Annotated in this window: 24 protein-coding genes and 1 other RNA gene; all 25 read left to right on the forward strand. The window is 40.1% G+C overall.

All coding sequences use genetic code 11. The features are described 5' to 3' along the window. Nucleotides 1-8: 8 nt before the first annotated feature. The 25 genes from hisIE to DW019_RS02180 all read left to right on the forward strand — a co-directional run bounded on the left by hisIE (nt 9) and on the right by DW019_RS02180 (nt 25,298). Complete coding sequence (gene hisIE / locus DW019_RS15605; protein WP_278286494.1) at nt 9-1,250, forward strand: bifunctional phosphoribosyl-AMP cyclohydrolase/phosphoribosyl-ATP diphosphatase HisIE; 1,242 nt, start codon at nt 9-11, stop codon at nt 1,248-1,250. A gap of 35 nt (nt 1,251-1,285) precedes the next feature. Next, nucleotides 1,286-1,429 carry a hypothetical protein gene (locus DW019_RS14930; protein ID WP_022375961.1) on the forward strand — a complete coding sequence of 48 codons (144 nt, stop codon included), beginning with the start codon at nt 1,286-1,288 and terminating at the stop codon, nt 1,427-1,429. An 11-nt stretch (nt 1,430-1,440) separates the two neighbouring features. Next, nucleotides 1,441-3,141 carry an ATPase, T2SS/T4P/T4SS family gene (locus DW019_RS02070; RefSeq protein ID WP_022375960.1) on the forward strand — a complete coding sequence of 567 codons (1,701 nt, stop codon included), beginning with the start codon at nt 1,441-1,443 and terminating at the stop codon, nt 3,139-3,141. A 28-nt stretch (nt 3,142-3,169) separates the two neighbouring features. Beyond that, a complete protein-coding gene (locus DW019_RS02075) occupies nt 3,170-4,306 on the forward strand; it encodes a type IV pilus twitching motility protein PilT (protein ID WP_118442362.1) in 1,137 nt (378 codons plus the stop codon). A 23-nt stretch (nt 4,307-4,329) separates the two neighbouring features. Next, nucleotides 4,330-5,547, forward strand: a complete 1,218-nt coding sequence (locus DW019_RS02080) for a type II secretion system F family protein (RefSeq protein ID WP_118442363.1) — start codon at nt 4,330-4,332, stop codon at nt 5,545-5,547. A 25-nt stretch (nt 5,548-5,572) separates the two neighbouring features. Continuing rightward, entirely contained in the window at nt 5,573-6,352 is a 780-nt protein-coding gene (locus DW019_RS02085; protein WP_118442364.1) for a hypothetical protein, read from the forward strand. 179 nt (nt 6,353-6,531) lie between these two features. Then, the gene (locus tag DW019_RS02090) at nt 6,532-7,005 is read left to right on the forward strand and encodes a type II secretion system protein (RefSeq protein WP_117477780.1); all 474 of its coding nucleotides are present in this window, start codon (nt 6,532-6,534) and stop codon (nt 7,003-7,005) included. A 36-nt stretch (nt 7,006-7,041) separates the two neighbouring features. Then, nucleotides 7,042-7,815 carry an A24 family peptidase gene (locus tag DW019_RS02095; protein ID WP_117477781.1) on the forward strand — a complete coding sequence of 258 codons (774 nt, stop codon included), beginning with the start codon at nt 7,042-7,044 and terminating at the stop codon, nt 7,813-7,815. Between the two features lie 74 nt (nt 7,816-7,889). Continuing rightward, nucleotides 7,890-9,545 (forward strand): pilus assembly protein PilM, encoded by a 1,656-nt coding sequence (gene pilM, locus DW019_RS02100; RefSeq protein WP_117477782.1) that lies wholly within the window; start codon nt 7,890-7,892, stop codon nt 9,543-9,545. Nucleotides 9,546-9,563: 18 nt separating this feature from the next. Continuing rightward, nucleotides 9,564-10,310 (forward strand): hypothetical protein, encoded by a 747-nt coding sequence (locus DW019_RS02105; RefSeq protein WP_147353001.1) that lies wholly within the window; start codon nt 9,564-9,566, stop codon nt 10,308-10,310. Between the two features lie 40 nt (nt 10,311-10,350). Beyond that, on the forward strand, nt 10,351-11,379 hold the full coding sequence (locus DW019_RS02110; protein WP_117477784.1) for a prepilin-type N-terminal cleavage/methylation domain-containing protein: 1,029 nt from the start codon (nt 10,351-10,353) through the stop codon (nt 11,377-11,379). Nucleotides 11,380-11,384: 5 nt separating this feature from the next. Next, nucleotides 11,385-13,577: a hypothetical protein gene (locus tag DW019_RS02115; RefSeq protein WP_117477785.1), complete on the forward strand. Its 2,193-nt coding sequence runs from the start codon at nt 11,385-11,387 to the stop codon at nt 13,575-13,577. Nucleotides 13,578-13,609: 32 nt separating this feature from the next. Continuing rightward, nucleotides 13,610-14,095: a prepilin-type N-terminal cleavage/methylation domain-containing protein gene (locus DW019_RS02120; RefSeq protein ID WP_118442366.1), complete on the forward strand. Its 486-nt coding sequence runs from the start codon at nt 13,610-13,612 to the stop codon at nt 14,093-14,095. A gap of 25 nt (nt 14,096-14,120) precedes the next feature. Further along, on the forward strand, nt 14,121-14,648 hold the full coding sequence (locus tag DW019_RS02125) for a prepilin-type N-terminal cleavage/methylation domain-containing protein (RefSeq protein WP_182431017.1): 528 nt from the start codon (nt 14,121-14,123) through the stop codon (nt 14,646-14,648). 14 nt (nt 14,649-14,662) lie between these two features. Continuing rightward, on the forward strand, nt 14,663-17,377 hold the full coding sequence (locus DW019_RS02130) for a hypothetical protein (RefSeq protein WP_118442368.1): 2,715 nt from the start codon (nt 14,663-14,665) through the stop codon (nt 17,375-17,377). Between the two features lie 17 nt (nt 17,378-17,394). Continuing rightward, nucleotides 17,395-18,156 carry a ribonuclease HII gene (locus DW019_RS02135; protein ID WP_118442369.1) on the forward strand — a complete coding sequence of 254 codons (762 nt, stop codon included), beginning with the start codon at nt 17,395-17,397 and terminating at the stop codon, nt 18,154-18,156. Between the two features lie 13 nt (nt 18,157-18,169). Further along, complete coding sequence (locus DW019_RS02140) at nt 18,170-18,454, forward strand: EscU/YscU/HrcU family type III secretion system export apparatus switch protein (RefSeq protein WP_022375946.1); 285 nt, start codon at nt 18,170-18,172, stop codon at nt 18,452-18,454. Further along, the gene (locus DW019_RS02145) at nt 18,454-18,807 is read left to right on the forward strand and encodes a YraN family protein (protein WP_118442370.1); all 354 of its coding nucleotides are present in this window, start codon (nt 18,454-18,456) and stop codon (nt 18,805-18,807) included. The genes DW019_RS02140 and DW019_RS02145 overlap by 1 nt, the downstream gene beginning before the upstream one ends. 78 nt (nt 18,808-18,885) lie before the next feature. Next, on the forward strand, nt 18,886-20,211 hold the full coding sequence (gene der, locus DW019_RS02150; protein ID WP_118442371.1) for a ribosome biogenesis GTPase Der: 1,326 nt from the start codon (nt 18,886-18,888) through the stop codon (nt 20,209-20,211). A 6-nt stretch (nt 20,212-20,217) separates the two neighbouring features. Further along, on the forward strand, nt 20,218-20,892 hold the full coding sequence (locus tag DW019_RS02155; RefSeq protein WP_118442372.1) for a glycerol-3-phosphate acyltransferase: 675 nt from the start codon (nt 20,218-20,220) through the stop codon (nt 20,890-20,892). Beyond that, on the forward strand, nt 20,893-21,900 hold the full coding sequence (locus tag DW019_RS02160) for an NAD(P)H-dependent glycerol-3-phosphate dehydrogenase (protein WP_118442373.1): 1,008 nt from the start codon (nt 20,893-20,895) through the stop codon (nt 21,898-21,900). Between the two features lie 267 nt (nt 21,901-22,167). Continuing rightward, nucleotides 22,168-22,533: a transfer-messenger RNA gene (gene ssrA / locus DW019_RS02165) on the forward strand. A 241-nt stretch (nt 22,534-22,774) separates the two neighbouring features. Continuing rightward, nucleotides 22,775-23,023, forward strand: a complete 249-nt coding sequence (rhuM, locus tag DW019_RS02170; protein ID WP_118442374.1) for a RhuM family protein — start codon at nt 22,775-22,777, stop codon at nt 23,021-23,023. Nucleotides 23,024-23,233: 210 nt separating this feature from the next. After that, the gene (locus tag DW019_RS02175; RefSeq protein WP_117477795.1) at nt 23,234-24,628 is read left to right on the forward strand and encodes an ATP-binding protein; all 1,395 of its coding nucleotides are present in this window, start codon (nt 23,234-23,236) and stop codon (nt 24,626-24,628) included. Further along, nucleotides 24,621-25,298, forward strand: coding sequence for a hypothetical protein (locus DW019_RS02180; protein WP_117477796.1), 678 nt, complete (start codon nt 24,621-24,623; stop codon nt 25,296-25,298). The genes DW019_RS02175 and DW019_RS02180 overlap by 8 nt, the downstream gene beginning before the upstream one ends. Nucleotides 25,299-25,432 lie beyond the last annotated feature (134 nt).

Below are 25,432 nucleotides of genomic sequence, written 5' to 3' on the forward strand. Positions count from 1 at the left end.
GAAGAGACGTGTCTTATAAAAAACTGATTCCCTTTATTAACGGGGAGAATGAATTAGCTGCCAATGTAGTGACGATGGCAGAAGATTATTGTTTTGCAGGAGCAGATGAATTGTTTTTATACAATTACTCCAAAATAACAGAAGAAAGAGAAGAATTTTTAGCAACCTTAAAAGAGATTGATAAAAAAATTGATATACCATTTATTGTTGGCATGTATGCAGCCCGTTTTGAAGATGTAAAAAAAGCATTTTACACAGGAGCGGACCGCGTAGTTGTGAAATACGAAATCTGCCCGGATGAAGGTGTGATTAAAGAAGCTGCAGCCAGATTTGGTGAAGATAAAATTCTTGTGGAAGTGGATGAAGGGCTTCCATTTGAAAAAATTGCTTTTCCGGTATCGACACTTTTATTGAAACATGTAAATACCGGAGAACCATTAAACCGCAGAATAAAAGCAAGCGGAAAGAACTTTCTGATTCGAGACAGTCTGCTCCGCAACGATTTGGAAGATTTGTTGAAAATCGAAGAGGTACAGGGCGTGGCAACCAATTATTTTGAGCGCCGCGATTTGTTCAAAGTAAAACGAAATATGGAAGAGGCCGGTATTGAGATGAATACATTTAAAAGTGCCATTCCATTTTCAGAATTTAAAACAGATGATAAAGGATTAGTTCCTTGTATCGTGCAGGATTACCGTACCGGTCAGGTGCTGATGCTTGCCTATATGAACGAAGAGTCATATCAGGCTACCTGTGAGACCGGAAAGATGACGTATTTCAGCAGAAGCCGTCAAAAATTATGGTGCAAAGGAGACACCTCCGGCCATTATCAGTATGTAAAAGAACTTTCGTTAGACTGTGATAACGATACGATTCTGGCAAAAGTGCATCAAGTTGGTGCTGCCTGTCATACCGGTTCTTACAGCTGCTTTTTCAAAGAACTGGCAAAGAAAGATTACATTGATACCAATCCATTAACGATTTTACAGGAAGATTTTGAGACGATTGAAAACCGAAAGAAAAATCCGAAAGAGGGTTCGTATACCAATTATCTGTTTACGCAGGGAATTGATAAAATTTTGAAAAAATGCGGGGAAGAAGCGTCGGAAATTATTATTGCGGCGAAGAATCCAAATGCAGAAGAGTTAAAGTATGAGATTGCTGATTTCCTCTATCATATGATGGTACTTATGGCAGAATGTGGTCTGACTTGGGAAGACATCACCAGAGAGTTGGCAAATCGCAGATAAACGTTAAATCAATAAGAATAAGGAAGGTGTGTAGAATGGAAAGAACAATTCTGGAAGCATTGGGGTATTATTTGATTCGTTTGGTTATGTTTGGAGCAACAGCGGCTGCCGGTATTGCGGTTGGTATTAAACTTCGTAAAAACAAAAACGCAAAAGAAGAAGCAAATACAGAAAATTAAGGTGAATCCATATGATTGGCAGAAAACGTAAGAGACTTGGCGATTTGCTGGTAGATGCCGGCGTGGTTACCAGTGAACAGCTTGGGGAAGCACTCAAAAAGCAGAGAGAACTTGGCTTGAAGCTTGGCGAGACATTGATTGAGTTAAAATTTACCGATGAAAACGAAATTGTAGAAGCTCTTCATCAGCAGATGGGCTATCCGGTAGCAAAAATCCGCGAGGCAAAAATTGCACCGGAAGTAATTTCACTTTTGCCGGAGACAATTGTAAGAAAGCACAATGTGGTTCCGTTTGAAGTTGATCCGGATAATCCGAATATCCTGCGTGTGGCAATGGCGGACCCGATGGATATTATCGCAATTGATGACTTGGCGATTGTGACGAACATGCAGATTGAGGCGATGGTTGCGACACCGTCCGATGTGCGTTTTGGGATTGAGCGCTATTATGGAAATGAGCAGGTTGCCAAGATGGCAGAAACGTATTCCAAAGAGCGCAGGGAGCAGCAGAATGCCAGAGAAAAACAGGAGGAAGCAAACGAAGAAGTTGATAATGCGCCGATTGTTTTACTGGTAAATAAAATTATTGAGCAGGCAGTGAACGAAAGAGCAAGTGATATTCACATTGAAGCGTTGGAAGACAGCGTGCGTGTGCGTTTTCGTATTGATGGTGTGATGCAGGAAATGATGCGTTATGAAAAAGAATTATTAAATGCAATTGTAGCGCGTATTAAAATTATCAGCGGCATGAATATTTCTGAGAAAAGAGCACCGCAGGATGGACGTATGACACAGCGTTTTGACCGTGTTGAATATGATATTCGTGTATCGAGCCTGCCGACGACTTTTGGAGAAAAGATTGTAATGCGTCTGGCATCGAAGTCAGCACTTACGAGAGATAAAAGTGAACTTGGATTTCCGGAAGCAGAGATGCGCCGGTTTGACCATCTGGTTCACCAGCCGCATGGTATTATCTTAGTTACCGGACCTACCGGTAGTGGTAAATCGACAACATTGTATACGGTACTGAGTGAGCTGAATGAGGGCAGTGTAAATATTGTTACGGTTGAGGATCCGGTTGAGGCAGATGTAGATGGAATCAATCAGGTTCAGGTTAACGAAAAGGCAGGACTTACATTTGCATCCGCACTTCGTTCCATTCTTCGTCAGGATCCGGATATCATTATGATTGGTGAGATTCGAGATGAAGAGACGGCAAGTATTGCGGTAAAAGCCGCAATCACCGGACACTTGGTAGTAAGCACCCTGCATACAAATAGTGCAGCAAGTACCGTTACCCGTCTGGCGGATATGGGTGTGGAGCCATATCTGATTGCGGATTCTACGGTTGGTATCATTGCACAGCGGCTGGTGCGCCGTCTGTGTCCGAAGTGTAAGAGACAAAGGATGATAACCGATGAAGATAAGAGAAGACTTCGGATTCGCGGAGAAGGAACACAGCCAATTTACGAGCCGGGCGGACAGGGTTGTGCATTCTGTAACGGTACTGGTTACCGTGGACGAATTGGTGTGTATGAGATTATGACGGTATCTCCGGAAGTAAGAAAAGTAATTGCTGCCGGTGGCGGTGCCGATGAAATCCAGAAAGTTGCCTTAAGTGAGGGAATGACAACGTTGCGTATTGGTGCGGCAAAACTGGTTTTGCAGGGAGTTACCTCCATTGCAGAAGTGGAGCGCATCGCGACAGAATAATGGCAGGAATGGAAATGGGGAGGTCGTAATGACGATTGATGATTTGCTGATTCGAGCAAGAAAAATGGGCGCAAGTGATGTTCATGTAACGGTAGGTATCCCACCGAAATGCCGTGTAAACGGAGAACTTGTGACGTTGATGGAAGGACGGATTCTTCCGGCAGATTCTAAAGCATTAGTAGAACAGATGATACCGGGGCGTCTGGTAGAACGATTTAATCGCGAAGGAGAAGTCGATTTTTCCTATGCGATTAAAGGCGTGGGACGCTTTCGTGTCAATATTTTCAAACAGCGTGGAACGATGTCGTTTGTTATCCGACTTGTGAATACCGAAATTCCAAGTCCGGAATCACTTGGCCTGCCGCAGTCCGTTTTGGAACTGGTCAAGAAAAAGCGTGGTCTGATTTTAGTTACCGGACCGACAGGAAGCGGTAAATCGACGACACTGGCATCTTTGATTCATGTTATTAACCAGACACAGAACAAACATATTATTACACTGGAAGACCCGATTGAGTATTTACATAGTCATGAAAAATCAATTGTAAATCAGAGAGAGGTCGGAATTGATACTCAGTCTTATGCAGGAGCACTGCGCGCTGCTCTGCGAGAAGACCCGGATATCATTCTGGTTGGTGAGATGCGAGATTTAGATACGATTGCTACCGCGGTCACAGCGGCAGAGACCGGACACCTTGTACTATCGACTTTGCATACCATTGGAGCGGTTCCTACGATTGAGCGTATTATTGATGTATTTCCAATGAATCAGCAGGCGCAGATTCGTTTGCAGTTAGCGACTCTTTTGGAGGCGATTATTTCCCAGCAGTTACTGCCTACGGCTGACCGCAAAGGCCGCGTGGCAGCCTTTGAAATTATGTATGCCAACAGTGCGGTCCGTAATTTGATTCGAGAGGCGAAACCACATCAGATACCATCCATTATCCAGACCAATAAACAAAGCGGCATGATGATGATGGATGATGCGCTTTATGAGCTTTACCGCACACATCAGATTACGGCTGAGGATGCGATGACATTTGCACAGGACCCGTCGAATTTGGCAAGACGTATTCCGGCTGGGAAAATGCCAACACCGTTAGCTGAACCTTCGTGGCAGATGGATGACTGGGATGGTCCTACGTTTGGGAGCGGTGGCTTTTAAAACACGAGAAAGGGGAGAATGAATTGGCAAAGTATAAATATCTCATTACAGATAAATATGGCAAAGAGAAAAAAGGAACGATGGAAGCTGTCAGTGAAGAGGCGGCAATGCGCAAACTCAAGGGTGAAGGCAGCATCGTTTTGGAGCTTAGTGAAGCATTTGACCTTGACAACGCCAGTTGGAATATTACGATTGGAAATCCGGTCAAGAAAAAGGATATTACCATTTTCTGTAAACAGTTTTACAGTATTTTGACAGCGGGCGTAACCGTCATTGACGGTCTGCGTATGGTTCAGGATCAGACAGAAAATAAATATCTTAGAGAAGCTCTTTACCGTGTCATGGTAAATGTGGAAAAGGGAGACAGTTTAGCAGATGCCATGGAAATGGAAAGTAAAATCTTCCCGTCTCTTTTGATTCATATGGTTGCTGCGGGTGAGGCAACCGGTAATCTGGAAATTGCGTTTGACCGTATTTGTACGCAGTTTGATAAAGACATGAAATTAAATTCCATGATTAAATCTGCAATGATTTATCCAATTGTTGTTTTAGTAGTAGCAGTTGGTGTGATTATTGTTTTGATGACTACAGTAATTCCAAACTTCCAGCAGACTTTTGAAAGTATGGGCGAGGAACTGCCGATGCTGACCAAAATGGTAATTGGACTGAGTGATTTTATGACGAGCAATTTTATTGCGATAGCGATAGGACTTGTTTTGCTGCTTACTTTTATTATCTGCGGCAAAAAGACAGAACCGGGCAAACAGTTTACCAGCCGGGTCGCTTTAAAAATACCGATGTTTCGCAATTTTTCCGTAAAAAATGCGGCGGCAAAGTTCTCGATGACAATGTCTACGCTTATTATGTCGGGTGTTCCTTTGGTGGAAGCCCTTGAAATTGTGGGAAATGTCATTGAAAACCGAGTGATTCGAAAAGCGGTAAAAGACTGTCGTGAAGAGGTTATGCAGGGAATCCCGATGTCAGAGCCTCTGGAGGCGTCTGGTGTGTTTCCGCCGATGGTAACGCATATGCTTAAAATTGGTGAAGAAACCGGTACGACAGAGCAGATGTTAGATAAAGTAGCAGAATACTACGAAGGGGAAGTGGAAACAGCTACCAAAAATCTCACATCAGCTATGGAGCCACTTATTATTGTTGTGCTTGCTGTTATTGTAGGAGGCGTAATTGGAGCGGTTATGATGCCAATGCTTAAGATTTACCAGGATGCAGGAAAAGCATAGGAAATTATGATGGGAGGAATTTAAAATGAAAAAAATATTGTTTCATATGAGTGTGATTTTTTTGTTGTTTGTTATGGTTGTTATGAATACAGCAGAAACTGCCTTTGCAAGAAGTGTGTATAAACACAAGATTTTTTCTAAAAGTGTTGTTTCAAAGCGCATTGATACAATCAAGCAGTTTTATTACAAGAAATCAAAACAATTAAAAACAAAAAATCAAACGGTTACTTTGAACTTTGAAAAGGGGAAAATGACTTATTATTTTCATGGAAATGACCTAATGTTTTCCTATGGTAAAATTAAAGGAAAAGAGTATAGGGCGTACTACTTGAAAAAACAGCTGATTCAACTCCTTGTAGACAAATCAGAAAAAAGAAAGACATATATTCAGTATTATAAAAAATCTGCAAATAAAATGATGGAAGAATATAATACAGCATCACTATATTTTACAGTTGAAAACTATGCCAGAAAAATGTTGGAAAGTATACAGCCGTCAACAACAAAGAAATCATTTGATGACTATGCCATTGTTACAAAAATAAAAGGAAATACGGTTTGGTATCACAAGGTGGATAATTGGGGCAGTGATGGATCTATTTATAGTATTGAGCCAAAGACTTTTAAAGCAGTGTTACAAGACAAATGCACGATAAAGGATGCTTCAGAAAGTCCTGAGAAGGCATATAAGAGAAGCAAGAAATGGATGAAGAAAAGGGTAGACAAATCTATTGTAGGGCAGTTTGCTGATTTAACAGTAAATAAGGGGAAGATTAAGGAAATAATGATTCCGTATATGCCTTGAATTGTTACAAGGGAGAGAAAAATATGTAAATGTTCAACGGTGAGAATGACAACAACGTCAAAGTATCACTTGAAACCCTAAAGAAATTCGTGTATAATAACAATATAAGACTTATAAAGTCACCCGTACGGCTAAGCCTATACTGGTCGTGGGAAAATTAAAAAAAGGAGAGTGTAACTATGAGAAGAAAAATTCAGAAGTATTTAAGTGGTGAGAGAGAGGGTTTCTCTCTGATTGAGTTAATCATCGTTATTGCTATTATGGCAATCTTGATTGGCGTTGTGGCATTGGTAGTGCTTCCTTACTTGGAAAGCGCAAGAGAATCATCTGATCGTGCATCGTTATCAGCAGTAAGTACAGCATTTAATTCGGCAGTTACAAAAGGAAATGCAGCTAAAGAATATAAAACACCGACGGCGATTTCATCAGATGCTACTTTAAAAGCAGCGGTTGAGAAGTATATGAAGAGTAACAAGGATTCTGCAAGCAGTATTGCGGATGCCGAGGCTTTCCAGTCAACAGCATGCTCTGGCTGCAAGTTTTACGCAGTTAATACAAAAGATGCATCAGGAAAATCTACGACATATGTTATGATTTCTAAAGATGGACAGAAACCTGCTGTAGATAGTGATGGTCAGCCATTTAAAGAGTAAAAATAATTAATTAAAATTTACAAGGGAGAGCCCGCTATGGCATTGGAACACTTTATCCTCTACATAATTGTATTCTTGTATGGCATCATAATAGGAAGTTTTCTTAATGTATGCATATACCGGATGCCAAAGGGGGAAAGTGTTGTCACAGTGGGCTCCCATTGTATGAATTGCAAGCACCCTTTGAAGTGGTATGATTTGTTTCCTGTGTTTAGTTATTTGGTGCTTCGTGGCAAATGCCGGTACTGCGGGGCAAAGATTTCGATTCAGTATCCGCTTGTCGAACTGGCAAACGGGATTTTATACGTTTTAGTGGTTGCTATCTGCGGATTGAATCCGGACAGTATCCTTTGGTGTGTCCTTACTTCTATCATGATAGTCATTGCGGTGACGGATTTAAAGACGATGAAGTTTCCGACTGTTTGTGAGATTTTGATGATTGTCGTTGGGGTAGTTCATTTATTCTTTCATGCGTCACAGTGGCTGTATTACATCGCAGGCGCTTTGTTTATGGGAGTATTTTTACTTGTGTGCGCACTTCTGTTTAAAAAGGTTACGGGAAAAGCAGGACTTGGTTTGGGCGACATTGAATTCATGGCGTGTATTGGGTTGTGTATCGGATTTGGACATTCTTTACTGGCACTGATTGTCGGCTGCCTGCTTGGTGCAGTGATTCAGGGGGGGATTCAGTTATACCATAAAAAATCAGGAAGATTTCCAACAACTCCTTATCTGGCGATGGGAGTTTATCTTGTTTTGTTATGGGGCGATACCGTGTTAAATTGGTACGTCCGTACTTTTGTATATTAACATTTGCCATTTTTAGAGTGCTTTATCATAAAGCATTGTAAAAATGGCGAAAGGGATTATAGGAGGATGAATGAATGGCGAAAAAAGTAATTGTTGTACGAATTGGTACAAATGAAGTTCAGATTGTGCATATGGAATATACGGCAAATTATCCGACCGTATATGGCTGTGTACGTTTTCCTACGCCGGAAAATGCAGTAAAAGACGGTATGATTATAGAGGTTACTGAACTGGCAACCTGCATCCGGAAAGCATGTGCAGATAAAGGGATTCGCACGAAGGATGTTATTTTTACCGTAGCGAGCGGAAAGATTGCAAGCCGTGAAACCAGTGTTCCAATTGCTAAAAAGAAAATGAAAATCCAGCCGTTAGTTATGGCAAAAGTGTCGGATTTGTTCCCGATTGACGTGGAAAAATATATTTTTTCTTATGTGGAACAGGGGGAACCGAAGAAAACAGAAGAGGGCGGACTTATTCAGGATGTCATGGTGTTTGCAGCACCGTCTGATTTGATTGATTCCTATTACACACTTGCTAATGCGGCAGGACTTCATATTGAATCAATTGATGCTGATGGAAACGCTGTTTTCCAGGTGATGCGCCGTCAGGTTAAAAGCAAAGAGGGCGTTACAATGTCGATTCAGATTAACCAGTCGGCAACGCTTGTTAATATTATCAGTGATAATAAACTTTTGCTACAGCGAGTAGTTCCGTATGGAATTAACGTATTTACAGAGGTTCTCTTGCAAGAACCGGTATTTCAGGTGCAGACGGAAGAAGAAGCCTATACACTTCTGAAACGGAATCGTGTGATTTTACACAACTTAAATTCAGAAAATCCGGAGAATAATCCGTCATTGGATAAAAGAATTGAAGTGACAGATAATGCGTCTTATCTGATTGGCAATATTGGACGAGTGATTGAATATTATAATTCCAAATACAAAGACCGGCCGATACAGGAAATTATTTGCATGGGAAAAGGCTGTGCAGTAGCAGGAATTCATGAACTGTTGTCAAATGAACTGGGAATCCAGACACATACGCCGGAAGAACTTGCAGGCGTTCGCTTTAACCGTAAAGTAAATATTAACGCTTACATTTTACAGTATATTAACTGTTTTGGAGCTGTTTTTGATTCGGTTCATTTTGTATCCAACGCCGTGCGTCAAAAAGAAGAAAAGAAAGGTTCCATGACAGGCGCAGTTCTGATTTTTGCAGGCTGCCTTTTGATTAGTATTTTAGTGGGTGGCTTTTCTGTGATGCGATTGTTGCAGGAAAAAGAAACCAACCGTATGTGGACGAACCGCGTACAGGCGATGGAACCGGTAGAGTCTGAATTCGCTACCTTGCTGGAAGAGGTAGTGAATCGGAAAATGCTCGATGTGTTTGATTTATATTGTGATAATAAAAACAATCATTTTCATGCCTTGTTAAAGAGTATGGAAGCACAGTGCCCGAAATCCTTTAAGATTCAGAGCATTACCAGTGATGAAGAAAAAGTTACGATTAATGCAATCAGTACCGATAAACTTTTATCGCTGTCTGCCCTGCAGATTCAGCTTGAAAAAATTGATGGAATTTCCAGTGTGAAAATTGACTCGATTACCGAGACCAACGAAGCACTGACAAAGAAGAAACAATATTCATATACGATAACCTTTGCCTACAATAAAGTGGTGGATGCGAATAAAAAAGCATCTGAGATAGAGGGCAGTCAGACAGAGTAAAAAGAGAGCGGGGATGAAATGATGAAGAATGGATTGACAACCGTACAAAAACGATTGATATTGATTCTTGGCGGATTATTGATTCTGCTTGGAACCGTGATATTTGTATTTCAAAGAAATATGAAGCAGGCAAATCGTTTGAAAACGGATTCCAGTCAGAAAATGAATGAAGTGAATTATTTAAGTGATTTACAGATTCGCGTAAATGAGATGAATGCTTCTCAGGCAAAGACGCAGAAGGAAATTCAGAAAAAATCGCAGACGTATCCGTGCAAGATGACACAGCAGAAAGCGATTAGTAATATTTACAAAATGTCAGTGGCAAGTGGTGTTCGTCTGCGTGCAATACGTCCACAGGCAGATAAGACCTTTTTTAAGGATGGGAAGTTTATTGTGACAACAGGAACCGGTGATGATGCGGAGCAGTCCACAGAATCCGAAGAAACGACGTTGAGTGATGTGGAAAAGAATCCGGAGAAAAAAGTTTCTGTTATGAAGATGGTTGGAAAGGCTTCTCCTTATGAAATTGAGTTGACCGGTACGAAAAAACAGATTTTAAAGGCAATTGACTGGGTGGCAAAAAATGTAGAACCAATGTCGGTTGTATCAATTAACCTTACGTTTGATAACAGTACCGGAAAATTAAGTGGAACGATTTTAGTTCACTTTTTCAGCTTGAATGGAAACGGAAAGGCATATGTTGAGCCGGATATTTCAGGCATCATTCTTGGAAATGAAGATGTTTTCGGTACGTTTAAGAAATAAGGTATATATAAGTTGTATGTGAGTGAAGGGAAGTGAGAGAATGAAAAGACAGGTACAGGGGTTTTCGCTGATTGAAGTATTGATTGCGATTGCCATTTTGGGTGTCGCTTCATTGGCTCTACTTTCCTTTTTTTCGAGTGCAAATTTTTATTCATCAACCGGTAAGAGCACGCAGGAAGCAGATCTTGTGGCACAATCGGTATTAGAAGAGGTAGACTCCTGCAAGACACTTACGGATATTGACAGTCAGTTGATGGCGGCGACAGGCAGTGCGTGGACGCTTGTGAAAAAAAAGAACAAGCAGATGACATTGTCTAAAAAAGTCACATTAAATGGCTCTGATTATCAGGCACGCGTGTTATTTGATTATGATTATGACACAACGGATTCTGAGGGAAACCAGGTGGAATCCAAATACAATAATTATGAGCAGCCAAAGCTGCAGGAAATTTATTCGGCGAAAAATGCTGTTATTGTTGAATCTGACCAGATGCAGGCGGCGGTAAGTCATTTTTACTACAAAAATCTGAGTGTCAGCAAAAGCACAATTGAAAATGGACTTTCAAGAGATATTGTGATTGATATTCAGAATGATACGGAACAGGAAGGCATTTACCGGATTGATGTTTCCTACCGTTATTCATATAATGGGTCTGAGTTTAGCGCGGTAGTGAAAAACCAGAAAGCGGAAAAAGAGACATTAGAAAATATATACATTTTATATAATCTTCTTCATGACAATGCTTTGACGGATTCGGTTGAAGTGAATATGGGAGATTTATCAATTGACGAAGCGAAACAGTTGAAGTTCTATTTCATATGCCAGAAAGGAGATGCAGCACCGGCGGCAGGCTATAAAATTATGCTTAGTGGCTCTGGGAATTTCTTACAGCCTGTTTATTATACAAACGGGGCGTCTCTTTCTGCCGGAAGTTTTCAGACAGATTTTGTTACCCATGAAAAGCAGGAGAGAATCGCCGGTGTTACGGTAGATGTTTATGAAGCGTCAGAAACGAATTATTCAGAGGATAATCGAATTGTCCGTCTGCAATCATCGAAGGGGGCGTGAAAAGGATGCGAAATACGATAAAAAATATTTGGCATAGAGAAAGAGAGGGTTCCTCATTGGTTACCGTAATCATTGGGATTCTTTTTATTGCTGCCATTGGAACGATTCTTTTGACGATTGCAAGCCGTTATTTGATTTCAGTAAATGTTGACCACAACGCATCGGATAATTTTTACCAGACCGAAGGAATTCTTGAGGAAGTAAAGACCGGACTTTTGGAGTATGCCGGGGATGCAGGAGAAGAAGCTTATAAAGATGTGGTGGAGCATTACACAAAGACAAAAGACAGTATGCACAAAACTTTTTCCGAAAAGTATATCAGTTTGCTGGCATCAAAACTGATGGGATATTCGTATGCGTGGGATGAAAGCAAAGTGGGAACGGAGCAGAACTGTGACCTTTCCATTTTGAAGAAATTGTCGAAAGTTCCGGATGCCGTTACAACGCAGAAGGGAACGAACTTAGCATTTGTGATTGATGTGGATTCGGATAACCAGTATTCGCTGACCATTAAAAATATGATGATTGACTATACGGACGCTGCGGATTACCGCTCGACGATTCGCACCGATCTTTGCATGAAGGTGCCGGATTACAAATTTGAGGGGGATTCTACGTTAGAGGAGATTAAGGATTACATTGTAATTTCGGATTCTTCTTTGGCGGTAGCGAATAATGATAATAACAAAGGTGTCACTTTCCGGGGAAATATTTATACCGGGGATAAAGATGCCGGTATAAAAGTAGAGAGCCAGAATGCAGCCTATTTTTACAGCCCGACCATTATCAGCAGAGGAAGTCTTGATTTGCTTGGCGGTGCGACGGTTTCTTTACAGGGTGAAAAAGCAGCGGGAAATCTGTGGGTACAGAACATCCGCCTGAAATCACAGGGGATGGATTCGGAGTCAACGCTGCAGACAAAATTGGATTTGAATGAAAATGCTTATGTGGCAAATGATTTGGATATTGAGGCAAACAATTCGATTGTTACCCTTTCCGGAAAGTATTATGGCTACAGTTATAATGAGCAGAATACAAAGACAACATCGACGGCGCGCTCTGATTACAGCAGTGCGATTTTGGTGAATGGATTAAATACAACGTTGAAAGCAAAAAATCTGGATAAACTGATTCTTGCCGGAAGAACTTTTGTTTCGAGAAACGATGAGAGCGGAAATGCTAGGGTTTCCGATATTATGATGGGTGAGTCCATCGCAGTAAAGAGTAATCAGATTGCCTATCTTTTGCCGGATGAGTATATTATTCCGGAAGATGGAAGAGATGCACAGGATACACACAATCCGGTGATTCGAGGAGAAAAAATTACGATTGATAAAACAGCACTTTTAAATTCGGATATTGGAAAATATCTAGACTCTGCCGAGCCATATACGGCGAACTATAGTAACTCCGGCGGCTATGTATTTTATTATTTGAAATTTAAAGATGAGAAGAATGCAAACGAATATTTCAGAAATTACTATCAAGGTTCAAAAGAGGAAGATGGAGAAACTGTATCCAATAAGGACCAGCTTGACGAGCGGGCAAAACCGTATGTATCTACGGTGGATGATACGAATATGAAATTTTCTTCGGAACTGTTTTTAGTTGCCGGTAATGTGATTCAGAATTATTATGCGGCGGGTGGAAGCAGTATGCAGTCCGATAATTATTTTAATAATGCCGGAAATCCAAATGAAGAATTGCTAGCGGATGGCAGAAAGCAGGGTCAGGATTATGTGGGTTATCAGTTATCCCTTCTTGCCTCCGGAGCAACGGGAGGTATGCGTTTGCCGGAAAATGCAAATGCATTGGTAGCAGACCGGCTGATTGATTTTTCTAAATTAACGACGGTTATGACAAAGAAAGATGAAAAAAATTCCGGTGTAATTTATGCGACACCGGGAGATTATGTTGTAGATGGTTCGATGAAAAAGGGAATTATTATTGCCGGTGGTGATGTCGAAGTACAGAGTGATTTCGAGGGACTTATTTTAGCCAAAGGAAAAGTGACAACGACAAGAAGTAATTTGAACTTAAAATCCAATATGGTTTTGGTTGGAAAACTTTTGGAAACGGCAAAAAGTGACGATAAATTGAAAGAACTGTTTTATGGATATACCGGACGCGGTGTACAGAATGCAACGGATTTTTCATCCTGTATTTCGTATGAAAACTGGGAGAAAAACTCTTATTAAGCGGAAAATACATTGGAAAGGAGGCAGCGGACATGGAAAAAGTAAAAGAAAGAGATGGATTTTCCTTAATGGAAATGATAATTGTTATTGCCATTTTGGGAATGATTACCGGTGGTATTGCGGTTACTTATAATATGGTCCGTTCTGCCGATGTAAAGGGGATGGCTTATGATATTGATTCGAGCTTGACGAACTTGAAATCCAAAAACATGGGAAGCAATAAGCAGTTATTTATGCATTTGTATAAACAGTCAGGAAATTATTTTATTGATTATACCGAAGAGGAAAGTTACACCCCGTCAGGGGAAGGAGAGTCGGTTGGCGAATCTGGCATTTCCCTCAAATATGATGGAAAAGAATTGACGGACGGAGAGGTCATCACGATAGGAATTCAGAAAAAAGACGGCGCATTTTCCGTTGGACCTGAAGAAATTGAAGTTTATGACGATAATGTAAATGACTACATGGTATATCTGGTAAAAGATACCGGTAAACACTATGTGGAAGAATTACAGTAAAGAGTTGATTGTGGAAGGTGATTGTATGAAAGGAAAAGTACGAGCGGGATATTCGCTGATTGAATTAATGATAGCCATGGCGATTTCAGCTATTGTTCTTACGGCAATCATTGGTCTGATTGGTTTTGCAACGAGGAACATGAGAATTACACAGACCTCGGTGGATTTGCAGAATCAGGCAAAAGAGACATTAAACCACATGACGACTTATGTGATGGAAGGAAGCCGTGTCGAATGGGATGACAATAAAAAACGACTTACAATAACAAAGAATAAAATCGGTGCAGATCATAAGCCGGAGAGTTCGCTTGCAAGTTATTACTGGCAGGATGGCGATGCCGTTTATTTTGCAAAGGACACCGAGACGAAGAAGGCGGTTTTGACCTCGGATAAAAAACATCTTTTATTAGATCATGTAAAAGATTTTACATGTGAGAAAAAAGAAGATAAAGAGAAAAAGCAAAAGGATATTCTCCATATTTCACTGCAGTTGAAAAATGAAGATATGGCAGAGTTTACCTGTGATAAAGAAGTTATGATGAGAAATCAATAAAGGAGGCGGTTTTTTTGAGGACAAGAAAGAAAATATGGTTTTTATATAGTTTGATTCCAATTGTAATCGCCATTGTTGTAGGTATCGGCGTTTATACAAGAGCATTTGGTATGTTTAGTCCGAAAGAACCGTATGTGAAAGGGGAACCGGACTCAATTGCTTTGGATTCCGTGACGGATGAAGGAAAGAACTGGATTGGCGAAATGGGTACCGGAGCGAAACCGGCAATCTCGGATGTGCCGACCTGCGAAGGGAAAAAAGGAACAAAAGATAATTCGTTTGTGATTTTGGAGATTGTTGCAGACAAGGCGCAGCAGCAGATGGGGTATCTTGCGATGGATGAAAATGAGACGAAACCGCTGGATATTTTGCAGTACGGCATTGATACTGCCGCAGAGCAAAAACGATCTTATGTTCCGGGCAGTTCTTCTATTATGGGACAGGATAATTTGAAAGAAATCGGACAGTGGTTCTGCAACTGGAAATATTCGGTTTATAAAATTGGGAAAAAGGCAGAAAAAGAATCCATTCCTTATACGGAGATTGCCAAGTTATATAATGTTGAGATTACATCAAACGATTTAGAAAAGGCGGGTGTGTCAACAGAGGCATTTGACGAGCAGTTACAGAAAGGAAAAACACAGAAATTCAACAGAGAAGTTTATGATGTTCCGGCATTAATCAAAAAATATCCGGATTTTTTTGAGAAAGACAGCGATAAAAATACCATTCGTAAACCGGCAAAAGAGGATATTAATAACTGGTCGGTGAAAAAGAAAACGGAAGTTGTGACGGAAGCAGAAGAAGAGATTTATAAGAAAACCGGATATCTTGTGGCAGTAGAGCCGGGTAAAGGTGAGTTTGGTTTTGCCAGCGAGAGTGATGCTTCAAATTTCATTTTCACAAAAATGGGAACGGATGCAGACCGCTGGATTTATGTCGAGAAGGAAGAGGATTTGCCGGAGGGGGTATTGGAGAGGTACACAAACCGGACGGCACAAATTGGGCAGTATGGATTTTGGAATAACGAAACGAATATTGGTTGGACGGATTCAACATCTGAGTTATATAACTATGATAATAATCAAAATGGAAAAGAGGCTTCGGCGTTGACTGGAATGATGCTGAAATTATCCGATAACAGCAATTTGACCAGCAAATATGTGAAGTCTCCACAGGAAACAAAGGATGTTTATACCTTTTCTTATTATGGATTGAAAAATAATAACGTGTTAAAACGTCAGTTGTTCCATTTTACAACGCAGGAAGCATACGATAATTTCCACATGCAGGTTATTTGCATGACACCTTCGGAACTTAATGCCATTGGGAAAAAGGATACCAAAGAAAAGGTGGATATGATAGAGCGCGCGGATATGTTCTATCTAGGCAGTTACGATTCAGAAACAAATAATATTGCGAATGTATATAAGTTATATTATAAATACGTGGAAAATCAGAAGGATTATCAGTACGATTCGTCCAAAGTAGCAGAATTTATGGACGAGGATTTGGATTGGAATTTGTGCTTTAAATTGATATATCGTTTGTGTAATAACAAAAATCTGCCATTAGTCATGACAAACCGTCTTGGTAATCTAGAAAAATATGGAACGGCAGATGTTAAGATGTATCAATCGAAAAAGACGCCGAATGTGACGAGAAAAGCGACGCTGAATAATTTGGCAAAACTTTATATCATTGCGTCACAGTTTGATTTGACGGCGAAAAAAGAAGAGGATGAATCGTATATCCGAACTTTTTATGATGACATTTTGATGACGGGAAAATTAGAGCAGATAGTTTTAAATGATACGGCGAAAACAGATGCAAAAACGCCGGCAGATAACACCGGTTATTATGTCAGACCTAAGACAATTGAAACCGATGATTTGACCGAAAAGCAAAAGTGTTATTATTTGTGGAATCCGCTTACTTTCTATCCGGAAGCAGATGAGATGGATGCGCTCTGGAGTACAGACAGCCAATGTAATATTAACGTAGATAAATTTGTTTCCTATGGCTATAATCGTTCTTATTTTGATGTGAATGATGCGAGTAATATTTTTACATCATCAAAGATGGGAATGAAAGCCAAGGGCAGTGACGGTGAACATGGTAATGTGGCAATTCCGCAAAATGCAAACAATGAAAACTATTCGACATTACTTGGTAATACGGAAAATGCAGATGTTTTAAATGTTGCGATGGATACGGCATTTCAGATTATGAATAATCGTCCGGAAACCGTAAATAATTTGGTCGTAAAGGCATTAAAACAGGCAAAGAAATATGTGAAATTAGCCGATGATTCGGTTTTGATTGATTATTCGTCCGACCGTTCGTATACCAGCGAAACCTCGTATCTGAAAGTTCAGATTCACGATAATAACAATACTGAAGATGGTTTGGTGACAAAGATATCGCTAAAGAACGAGAGCGGTGAAACGGCACCCGGCTCAAATCTTATTCTGTATACGACAAAGGATATGACGACAGCTTGCGAGAAAACTACCTATAGTGGTAAGACCGGTTATCAGGTAAAAACATCGGCGCCTTTGATTGCGTATATCCCATATTCCATAAAGGATTGGGCAAAGGGATATAACATCATCGAATTTGAAACCGTAGGAAGAACGTACAGCGAGCGCAAGAAAAAGACGATTATGGGCAGCCCTGTCACCTCTCAGATTACGATTGGTGAGCGGACGCTGTTTAGTCTGGAATAAGAAACGGAAGTGGAATTATGCAGAGTATTAAAGATATAAAGCAATTGTTTGAACAGGCGGAAAAAGAGCAGTGGAATGCTCTTTTTTCGCAGTATAAAACGGATGAACGTGCAGGTGTGCAGAAACTTATTACACAGTATGAGAATAAGCTCTTGAAACACAAAAAGGAGCAGGAAAGACTGTATCGAATGCTAGAGTTTGAGCGCAAATATGGGGATGAATTTTCCTGTATCTGCGGTATTGATGAGGCGGGGCGCGGACCGTTTGCGGGACCTGTTGTTGCAGGGGCAGTCATTCTGCCAAAAGGACTTACGATTGAAGGGTTAAACGATTCAAAACAGGTGAGTGCAAAAAAGCGTGAGGAATTGTATGATGAAATTAAGGAAAAGGCTGTGAGTGTCGGCATTGGCATGAGTTCACCGGCAAGAATTGATGAAATCAATATTTTACAGGCGACTTATGAAGCTATGCAGCATGCGGTCGAGGATTTGGATGTTGTTCCGGATTTGTTATTAAACGATGCAGTTACGATTCCTTTGATTCCGATTCGTCAGGTCGGTATTGTAAAAGGAGATGCAAGAAGTTTATCCATAGCGGCTGCCAGCATTATGGCAAAGGTTACGAGGGACCGCATGATGGTCGAATATGCAGATCTTTATCCGGAGTACGGCTTTGAAAAAAATAAAGGATATGGTTCGGCAGAGCACCGTGAGGCACTGAAAAAATACGGACCGTGTCCGATTCACAGGAGCACATTTATTCATAACTGGATTTCCTAAGGAGGGAATAAGTATGGCATATGAAAAGGAAAAAAAGACAGCGGTTGCGCTTGAATATACGCCGGGTGAGCAGGCTCCAAAGGTCATTGCCAGTGGACGCGGTTATCTGGCAGATAAAATCATAGATGTGGCAAAAGAGGAAAATGTGCCGATTCATAAAGACGAAAAACTTGCCCGCTCGCTGTCGGTTCTTGATATTGGAGAATATATTCCGCAGGAACTGTACTCGATTGTGGCAGAGGTGTTAGTTTTTGTGGATGATATGGATAAAATTCAAAGTAAGGTGAAGAAAAAATAATGAATCAACGAGAAGTGGGAGCAAAAAAAGAAGAGCAGGCGGGAGAATATTTGAAATCCTGCGGCTATGAACTGGAAGCAAAAAATTATTATTGCCGGTTTGGCGAGATTGACATTATTGCCAGAGAAGGAAAGTATCTTTGCTTTGTCGAGGTTAAATATCGGAAAAATGAAAAATACGGTGCGCCGGAAGGTGCTATTTCGCCCACGAAAATAAAACGGATTTGCAAAACGAGTCAGTTTTATTTATGGGAGCATAAATTGCCGGAGGATACACCGGTGCGGTATGATGTCGTGTTTATAATCGGGGATGAATGTCGTCTTGTGAGGGATGCTTTTTCATTTTTCGGATGAAAGAAAGTAGAACGTTTACTTGCTTTTTGTTCCTAAAAGCAATATAATAGGATAGATTGGCAGAAATGGAGGATGAGCATGGGAAAAGCAATATTGGCTATTGTTGGACGGCCGAATGTTGGAAAGTCAACATTATTTAATACATTAGCCGGGGAAAAGATTTCGATTGTAGAAGACCATCCCGGCGTTACAAGAGACCGTATTTATGCAGATGTTACATGGCTGAATCATTCCTTTTCAATGATTGATACCGGCGGTATTGAGATGGATTCAAAGGATAAGATGTTAAAGCACATGAGAGAACAGGCGGACATTGCGATTGACACAGCGGATGTGATTTTGTTCCTCGTGGATGTGAGACAGGGACTTGTAGATGCGGATTTTAAAGTGGCAGATATGCTGAGAAAATCCGGGAAACCGGTGATTTTAGTTGTAAATAAAGTCGACAATTTTGAAAAATATATGCCGGATGTGTATGAATTTTACAATTTGGGTATTGGAGACCCGCATCCGATTTCCGCAGCATCTAAGCTTGGTATTGGTGATATGTTGGATGCCGTTATGGAATTATTTGATTTGGAAAAAATTGAAGAGGAAGAGGATGACAGACCTAAGATTGCCATTGTCGGTAAGCCAAATGCCGGAAAGTCTTCTTTAATTAATAATCTGTTAGGTGAAAATCGTGTTATTGTTTCGGATGTTGCCGGAACAACAAGAGATGCGATTGACACAGAAATTGTTTACAATGGCACGGAATATGTGTTTATTGATACTGCCGGACTCAGACGGAAGAGTAAAATTAAGGAAAATATTGAACGCTACAGTATTATTCGCACAGTTGCAGCAATTGAGCGCTCGGATGTGGTCATTCTGATGATTGATGCCACGGAAGGCGTGTCTGAGCAGGATGCGAAAATTGCGGGAATTGCCCACGACAGAGGCCGTGGATTGATTATTGCGGTCAACAAATGGGATGCAATCGAAAAAGACAATCATACGGTGAAAGAATATACGAAAAAAGTACGGGATATTTTGTCCTTTGTTCCGTATGCAGAAATTATTTTTATTTCTGCTCTGACCGGACAACGTACAAAGAAAATTTTTGATATGCTTGAAACAGTTATTGAGAATCACGCAATGCGCATCCAGACCGGTGTGCTAAATGAGATTTTGATGGAGGCAGTCGCATTACAGCAGCCACCTTCTGACAAAGGAAAGCGGTTGAAACTGTTTTATATGACGCAGGTGAGTACAAAGCCGCCGACGTTTGTTTTGTTTGTCAATAAAAAAGAACTGATGCATTTTTCGTATCAGCGGTATATCGAAAACCGGATTCGTGATACATTTGGTTTTATGGGTACACCGATTCGTATTTTTATCAGGGAACGTAAAGAAAAGGAGTAATTTATCATGGAACTTGTTTATTCAATAATCTTTTTAATCATTGGTTATGGCTTTGGAAGCTTTTCAACCGGATATGTGGTTGGAAAGATGAGTGGACATAATATCCAGTCGGAGGGAAGCGGAAACATTGGCACGACCAATGCTCTTCGTACTATGGGAGCAAAAGGCGGTGCACTTACCTTTGCCGGAGATTTATTAAAGGCATTTATTCCGACACTTTTGGTGCGCTTTGTTTTCTGTCCGAACATGGGGTATTCACCGGAAATGACCTATCTTATGACTTTGGTGATTGGTCTTGGCGTCGTAATTGGACATAATTTCCCTTTTTACCTTCATTTTAAAGGCGGCAAGGGAATTGCGGTATCGGCGGCAGTTATTGTTGCTTCTTCTTCCAATACGAGTCTTGGCTGGATTATGATTGGTGTCTTTTTGGCAGTGTTTATTATTGTAGTTGGAATTACCAGATATGTGTCTCTTGGCTCATTGATTGTTGTGTGGTATTTTCCGCTTTATGTGATTTTAGAGTATCATGGGATTGAAACGTCTTTGTTTGTCATTATGCTTTTCATTGCGCTGCTTTTTACAGCACTTGCCTACTTTAAGCATGCAGGAAATATAAGACGGTTGATGAATCATACAGAACGTAAATTGGGAGAAAAAAAGGAAAAGGAGAACGAGTAGATGAAACATGTTAGTTTTTTAGGAGCAGGAAGCTGGGGAACCGCACTTGCTATTTTGTGTGCAAACAATGGACATCAGGTTACGATTTGGTCAAAGGTGAAAGCAGAGACCGATATGCTCAAAGAGCATAGAGAACATCTGGAACGTCTGCCTGGTGTAAAACTTCCGGATAGTATTGTGATTGAAGAAGATTTGGAAAAGGCATGTACCAATCAGGATGTTATTGTATGGTCAGTCGCTTCTCCGTTTGTCCGTTCGACGGCACAGGAAGCAAAACCTTTTATCAAAGATAATCAGATTATTGTAAATGTCGGCAAGGGAATCGAGGAAAATACATTGATGACATTATGCGAAATCCTTGAGGATGAGCTGCCGATGGCAGATGTCTGTGTCCTTTCCGGACCAAGCCATGCGGAAGAAGTTTCCCATGGGGTGCCAACAACGGTTGTTGTCGGAGCAAAGACGGAAAAGACGGCGATGTTTGTACAGGATGTGTTTATGAGTGACCGCTTCCGTGTATATACAAGTCCGGATATGATTGGTATTGAACTTGGCGGTGCACTGAAAAACGTGATTGCACTGGCTGCCGGTATTTTGGATGGCATGGGACTTGGCGATAATACGAAAGCTGCTTTGATGACACGCGGAATTGCTGAGATTTCCAGACTTGGTGTGGAACTTGGCGGAAAAATGGAAACATTCTGCGGTTTATCAGGTATTGGTGATTTGATTGTAACCTGTATCAGCACCCACAGCCGGAATCATAACTGCGGTTATATGTTAGGGCAGGGCAAGACGTTAGAGGAAGCAAAGAAAGAAATCAAGCAGGTTATCGAGGGCGTAAACTGTGCAAAAGCTGCGATGGCACTTGCCAATAAAAACCACGTAACAATGCCAATTGTGGAACAGATTAACGCAATTTTGTTCTCCGATAAAACGGCAGAGCAGGCAGTGGCAGACTTGCTGATGCGCGATAAAGTCAGTGAGTACAAGAGTTTGACGTGGTAGGGAATGCCTAAACGTAAGCAGAAAGTCTAAAATACAAATATTTGCCAGCGGATTTTTGCACTTGTAGTGAGTTAAAAATCCGCTGGCTTTTCAATACGGATATTTTTTTGTGCCGGCAGCCATTAAGGCAACTCTGTTTCGTAGATTTTAGCGAAAGAGTTGTTTTGGTATCTTCATGATAAATTGGTGTTGACACGTAAATGTGTGTGTGATAGTATATGTATAACAGTTAGGGTGTTTTGTGATCCTGACGTTATCTATCAGTACGGGCTTGTACTGGTTTCGACAGGCCAGCTGAAGACGGTGAAGCTATCCGTGGACTGTGACCACGTTAAAACGCAGACTTAAATTTAAACGCTGATAATAATAAATTAGCTTACGCTGCCTAATTATGGCGGCTGTTGTGCTTAGGCGTCCTACAACCTAGGTTACAGCATCATTCCTTTGTAGGGAACCTTGCCGGTAAAGCTTTGAATCGGTAAGAGAAACATGAAGCTACTGATATTTAGTGGGTGTTAGTTCCCGCTATTTGGAGGGAATGGTTTTCGCAAGAAAACAAAAGAACTGACTATGATAGTAGAAGAACGTGGGATTCTGGTTTGGACGCGGGTTCGACTCCCGCCAGGTCCATTATTTGTACTAAGGAGGGACCCAACGAAGTTGGGAGGAGTTCTGACAACATATGTAGAGTATGTCCGAAGTTGTTTGGTGTATCGAAAAAAATAGCGGTGCTGTATATGAATAAAGATATACAGTGCTGTTATTTTTATGGTATAATTCGGATATGAATTTGACAAAATGGGATTTATAGAAGAGATGTAAAGGCAATCGGTAAACATATTAATAATGCATTAAACAAAGAAATGTGCAAAAAATGCACATTCCAAATTCTGACAGGCCGGTTCAGTTTTATTGTTTGGAGGTAATTATTTCTGTAGGTTATAGAGTGAAATCTAATCGGGGCGTAGAATTTAGACAATGGGCTAATAATGTGCTTTATGAAAAGGGACAAAAGAGGATAAGCGAAGGTGCTTTAGTGGCAATAACATTGATGAGTGCAGAGTCAGATCCCAAAGAAAAAGATTTTATTGGAGACTTGGTAAGGGCAGTTGCAGCTGGATAGGGAAAGTCGAATGTGCGTAGGCTCGATATATGCTAAACAAAGTAATTCTTGTGAAGATCCAAATGAACAGAAAAAAGAGATGTAGTAATGTAAAATAATATCGAAATTTGGAAAAAAGAACAAAATGTATCAGAAAAGAGATTGCGTTGACTAAAAACAGAGAATATGTTATTATGGTTTTGTACATAGACGAATTGTGGAGGTGACAAAATGGGAGAATTTATTGTCCGTTTGTCTTCATTGACATTGCAAAATATCAAAAATGTAAAAAAAGGTACTGTTTTTATGCCTATGGCTAATGAAAAATCACTTAATGTTGGCGGTGCAGAGATTCTTGGTATCTATGGACAGAATGGTTCAGGAAAAACGGCTGTTGTAGATGGTTTATATTTCCTCCAGCAGATAATGATTGGTGAGACCATTGATCAGAGTATAAGTGATTATATTGGAGTGAACGATGATGCGGCTCATATGAATGCTGAATTTAAGATATTTGGTAAGAAAAAAATATATGAGGTTGGATACAATATTGAGTTGAAAAAAATGGATGGTGATGTTGTAATAGAGAGAGAGTTTTTGAATTGTGCAATTAACCAGGATGGAAAGAGAACGAATAAGAATATTTTCATGGATTATATACGCTGCGAGTCGGAGAGTATTTTTAAACCACAAAAGAGACTTGATGAGTTAATTGGTAAGGATAAAGAGAGAAGAACAGATTTAATCGTGGCCAGAAAGATGGCAGAGAAAAGTAATTGTTCTTTTATTTTTGGAGATAGCAGTAGAGAAATTTTCTGTCAAAAAGTTGAGGATAAATTTAAGAATTATTCTAATGTAATCAAAGCATTATTTGAATTTTCTTTTAAGGATTTATTTGTTATTAGAAACACTCATTCAGGAATGATAACAGCAAATTTTCTTTTACCAATGGCTTTTCGTATAGAAAATAACAAGATTGGTGCAAAGGGAGATTTTGCGGTACCTTTGACTGAACCAGTTGTATTAGATGTTGAAACAAAGAAAATTTTGGATGTAATTATTAAACAAATAAATGCTGTATTATATACAATCATTCCAGGAATGATGATTGATGTGAAAGATTATGGGAAACAGGCACTAGATTCTGGCGAAGAGGGATGGAAGGTAGAGTTGATGTCTGTGCGCGAAGGGGAAAATCCGATTCCTATTCGTATGGAATCAGAGGGAATTATTAAGATTATTTCTATCTTGAATGTGCTTATTCAGGCATTTGGGAATCCATCAATTTGTCTTGTGATTGATGAATTAGATGCAGGAATTTTTGAATATATGCTTGGAGAGCTGCTTGATATCTTTCAAAAGAGTGCTAAGGGACAGCTGATTTTTACATCTCATAACTTGCGTGCTCTTGAGATGCTTGATAAGAGCAGTATTATGTTTTCAACTGTTAATCCGGAAAATCGCTATATCCATATGAAGAGAGTAAAGGAGAATAACAATCTTCGTAGTATGTATATCAGAAGCATTACTCTGGGTGGACAGGATGAGGCGATTTATGAAGAGACGGATAGTTTAAAGATTGCGCGAGCATTTCGTAAAGCAGGAAGGAGCCTTTCTGATGAATGAAAAAAAAGTTATTGCGGTAATTGTAGAAGGACCGAGTGATGAAAATGCTATCGGTGGAATTTTAAAAGAGTTTTTTTCTTCCGAAGAGGTGCAATTTGCTGTAGTACATGGAGATATTACATCAAATGAATTTACTACGGTTGATAATGTTATTAGAAAGATAGATGGTCTCTTAGATGGCATAAAGTCGAAGTATGGATATCATTGGGATGACTTTATAAAGGTGATTCATATTGCCGATACAGATGGAGTGTTTGCAAAAGATTGTGTGGTGGAGGCGGATGTTGAGGAAATTCAATATTATGAAGATCATATGGAAGGAGCAGTTGTTGAAGCAATAGAACGTAGAAATAAACATAAGTCGGAAATCTTATTTAAGCTTTATTCAACCGGTAAAATTCATAATATAGGATACCGCTTGTATTTTAATTCCTGTAATTTAGAACATGTATTATATGGTGTACTGAAGAATTTTTCGGATGATGAGAAAGAAGAAATGTCGGATGATTTTGCTGAAAGATATGAAGGTAAGGTAAATGATTTTATTAGCTTTATATCGGATGAAGCAGTAGCTGTCCCAGGTACATATAAGGAAACTTGGAGATTTATTGAAAAGGACAAGCATTCTTTAGAAAGACACTCTAATATGAATTTAATATTTGAAAAGTGAATTTTGAGAGGAGCAGCGTATGATTAGCAATATAGTAATGGTCTGTCTTCCAACGATCGACAAGAGGAAATTTATTTTGTTGAAAATCTGGATGATATAAAGCGAATCTTGAGACTGGCATAACTTTATGATTG

It is taken from the genome of Clostridium sp. AF37-5, from assembly GCF_003477605.1.
Lineage (GTDB): Bacteria > Bacillota > Clostridia > Lachnospirales > Lachnospiraceae > Eubacterium_F.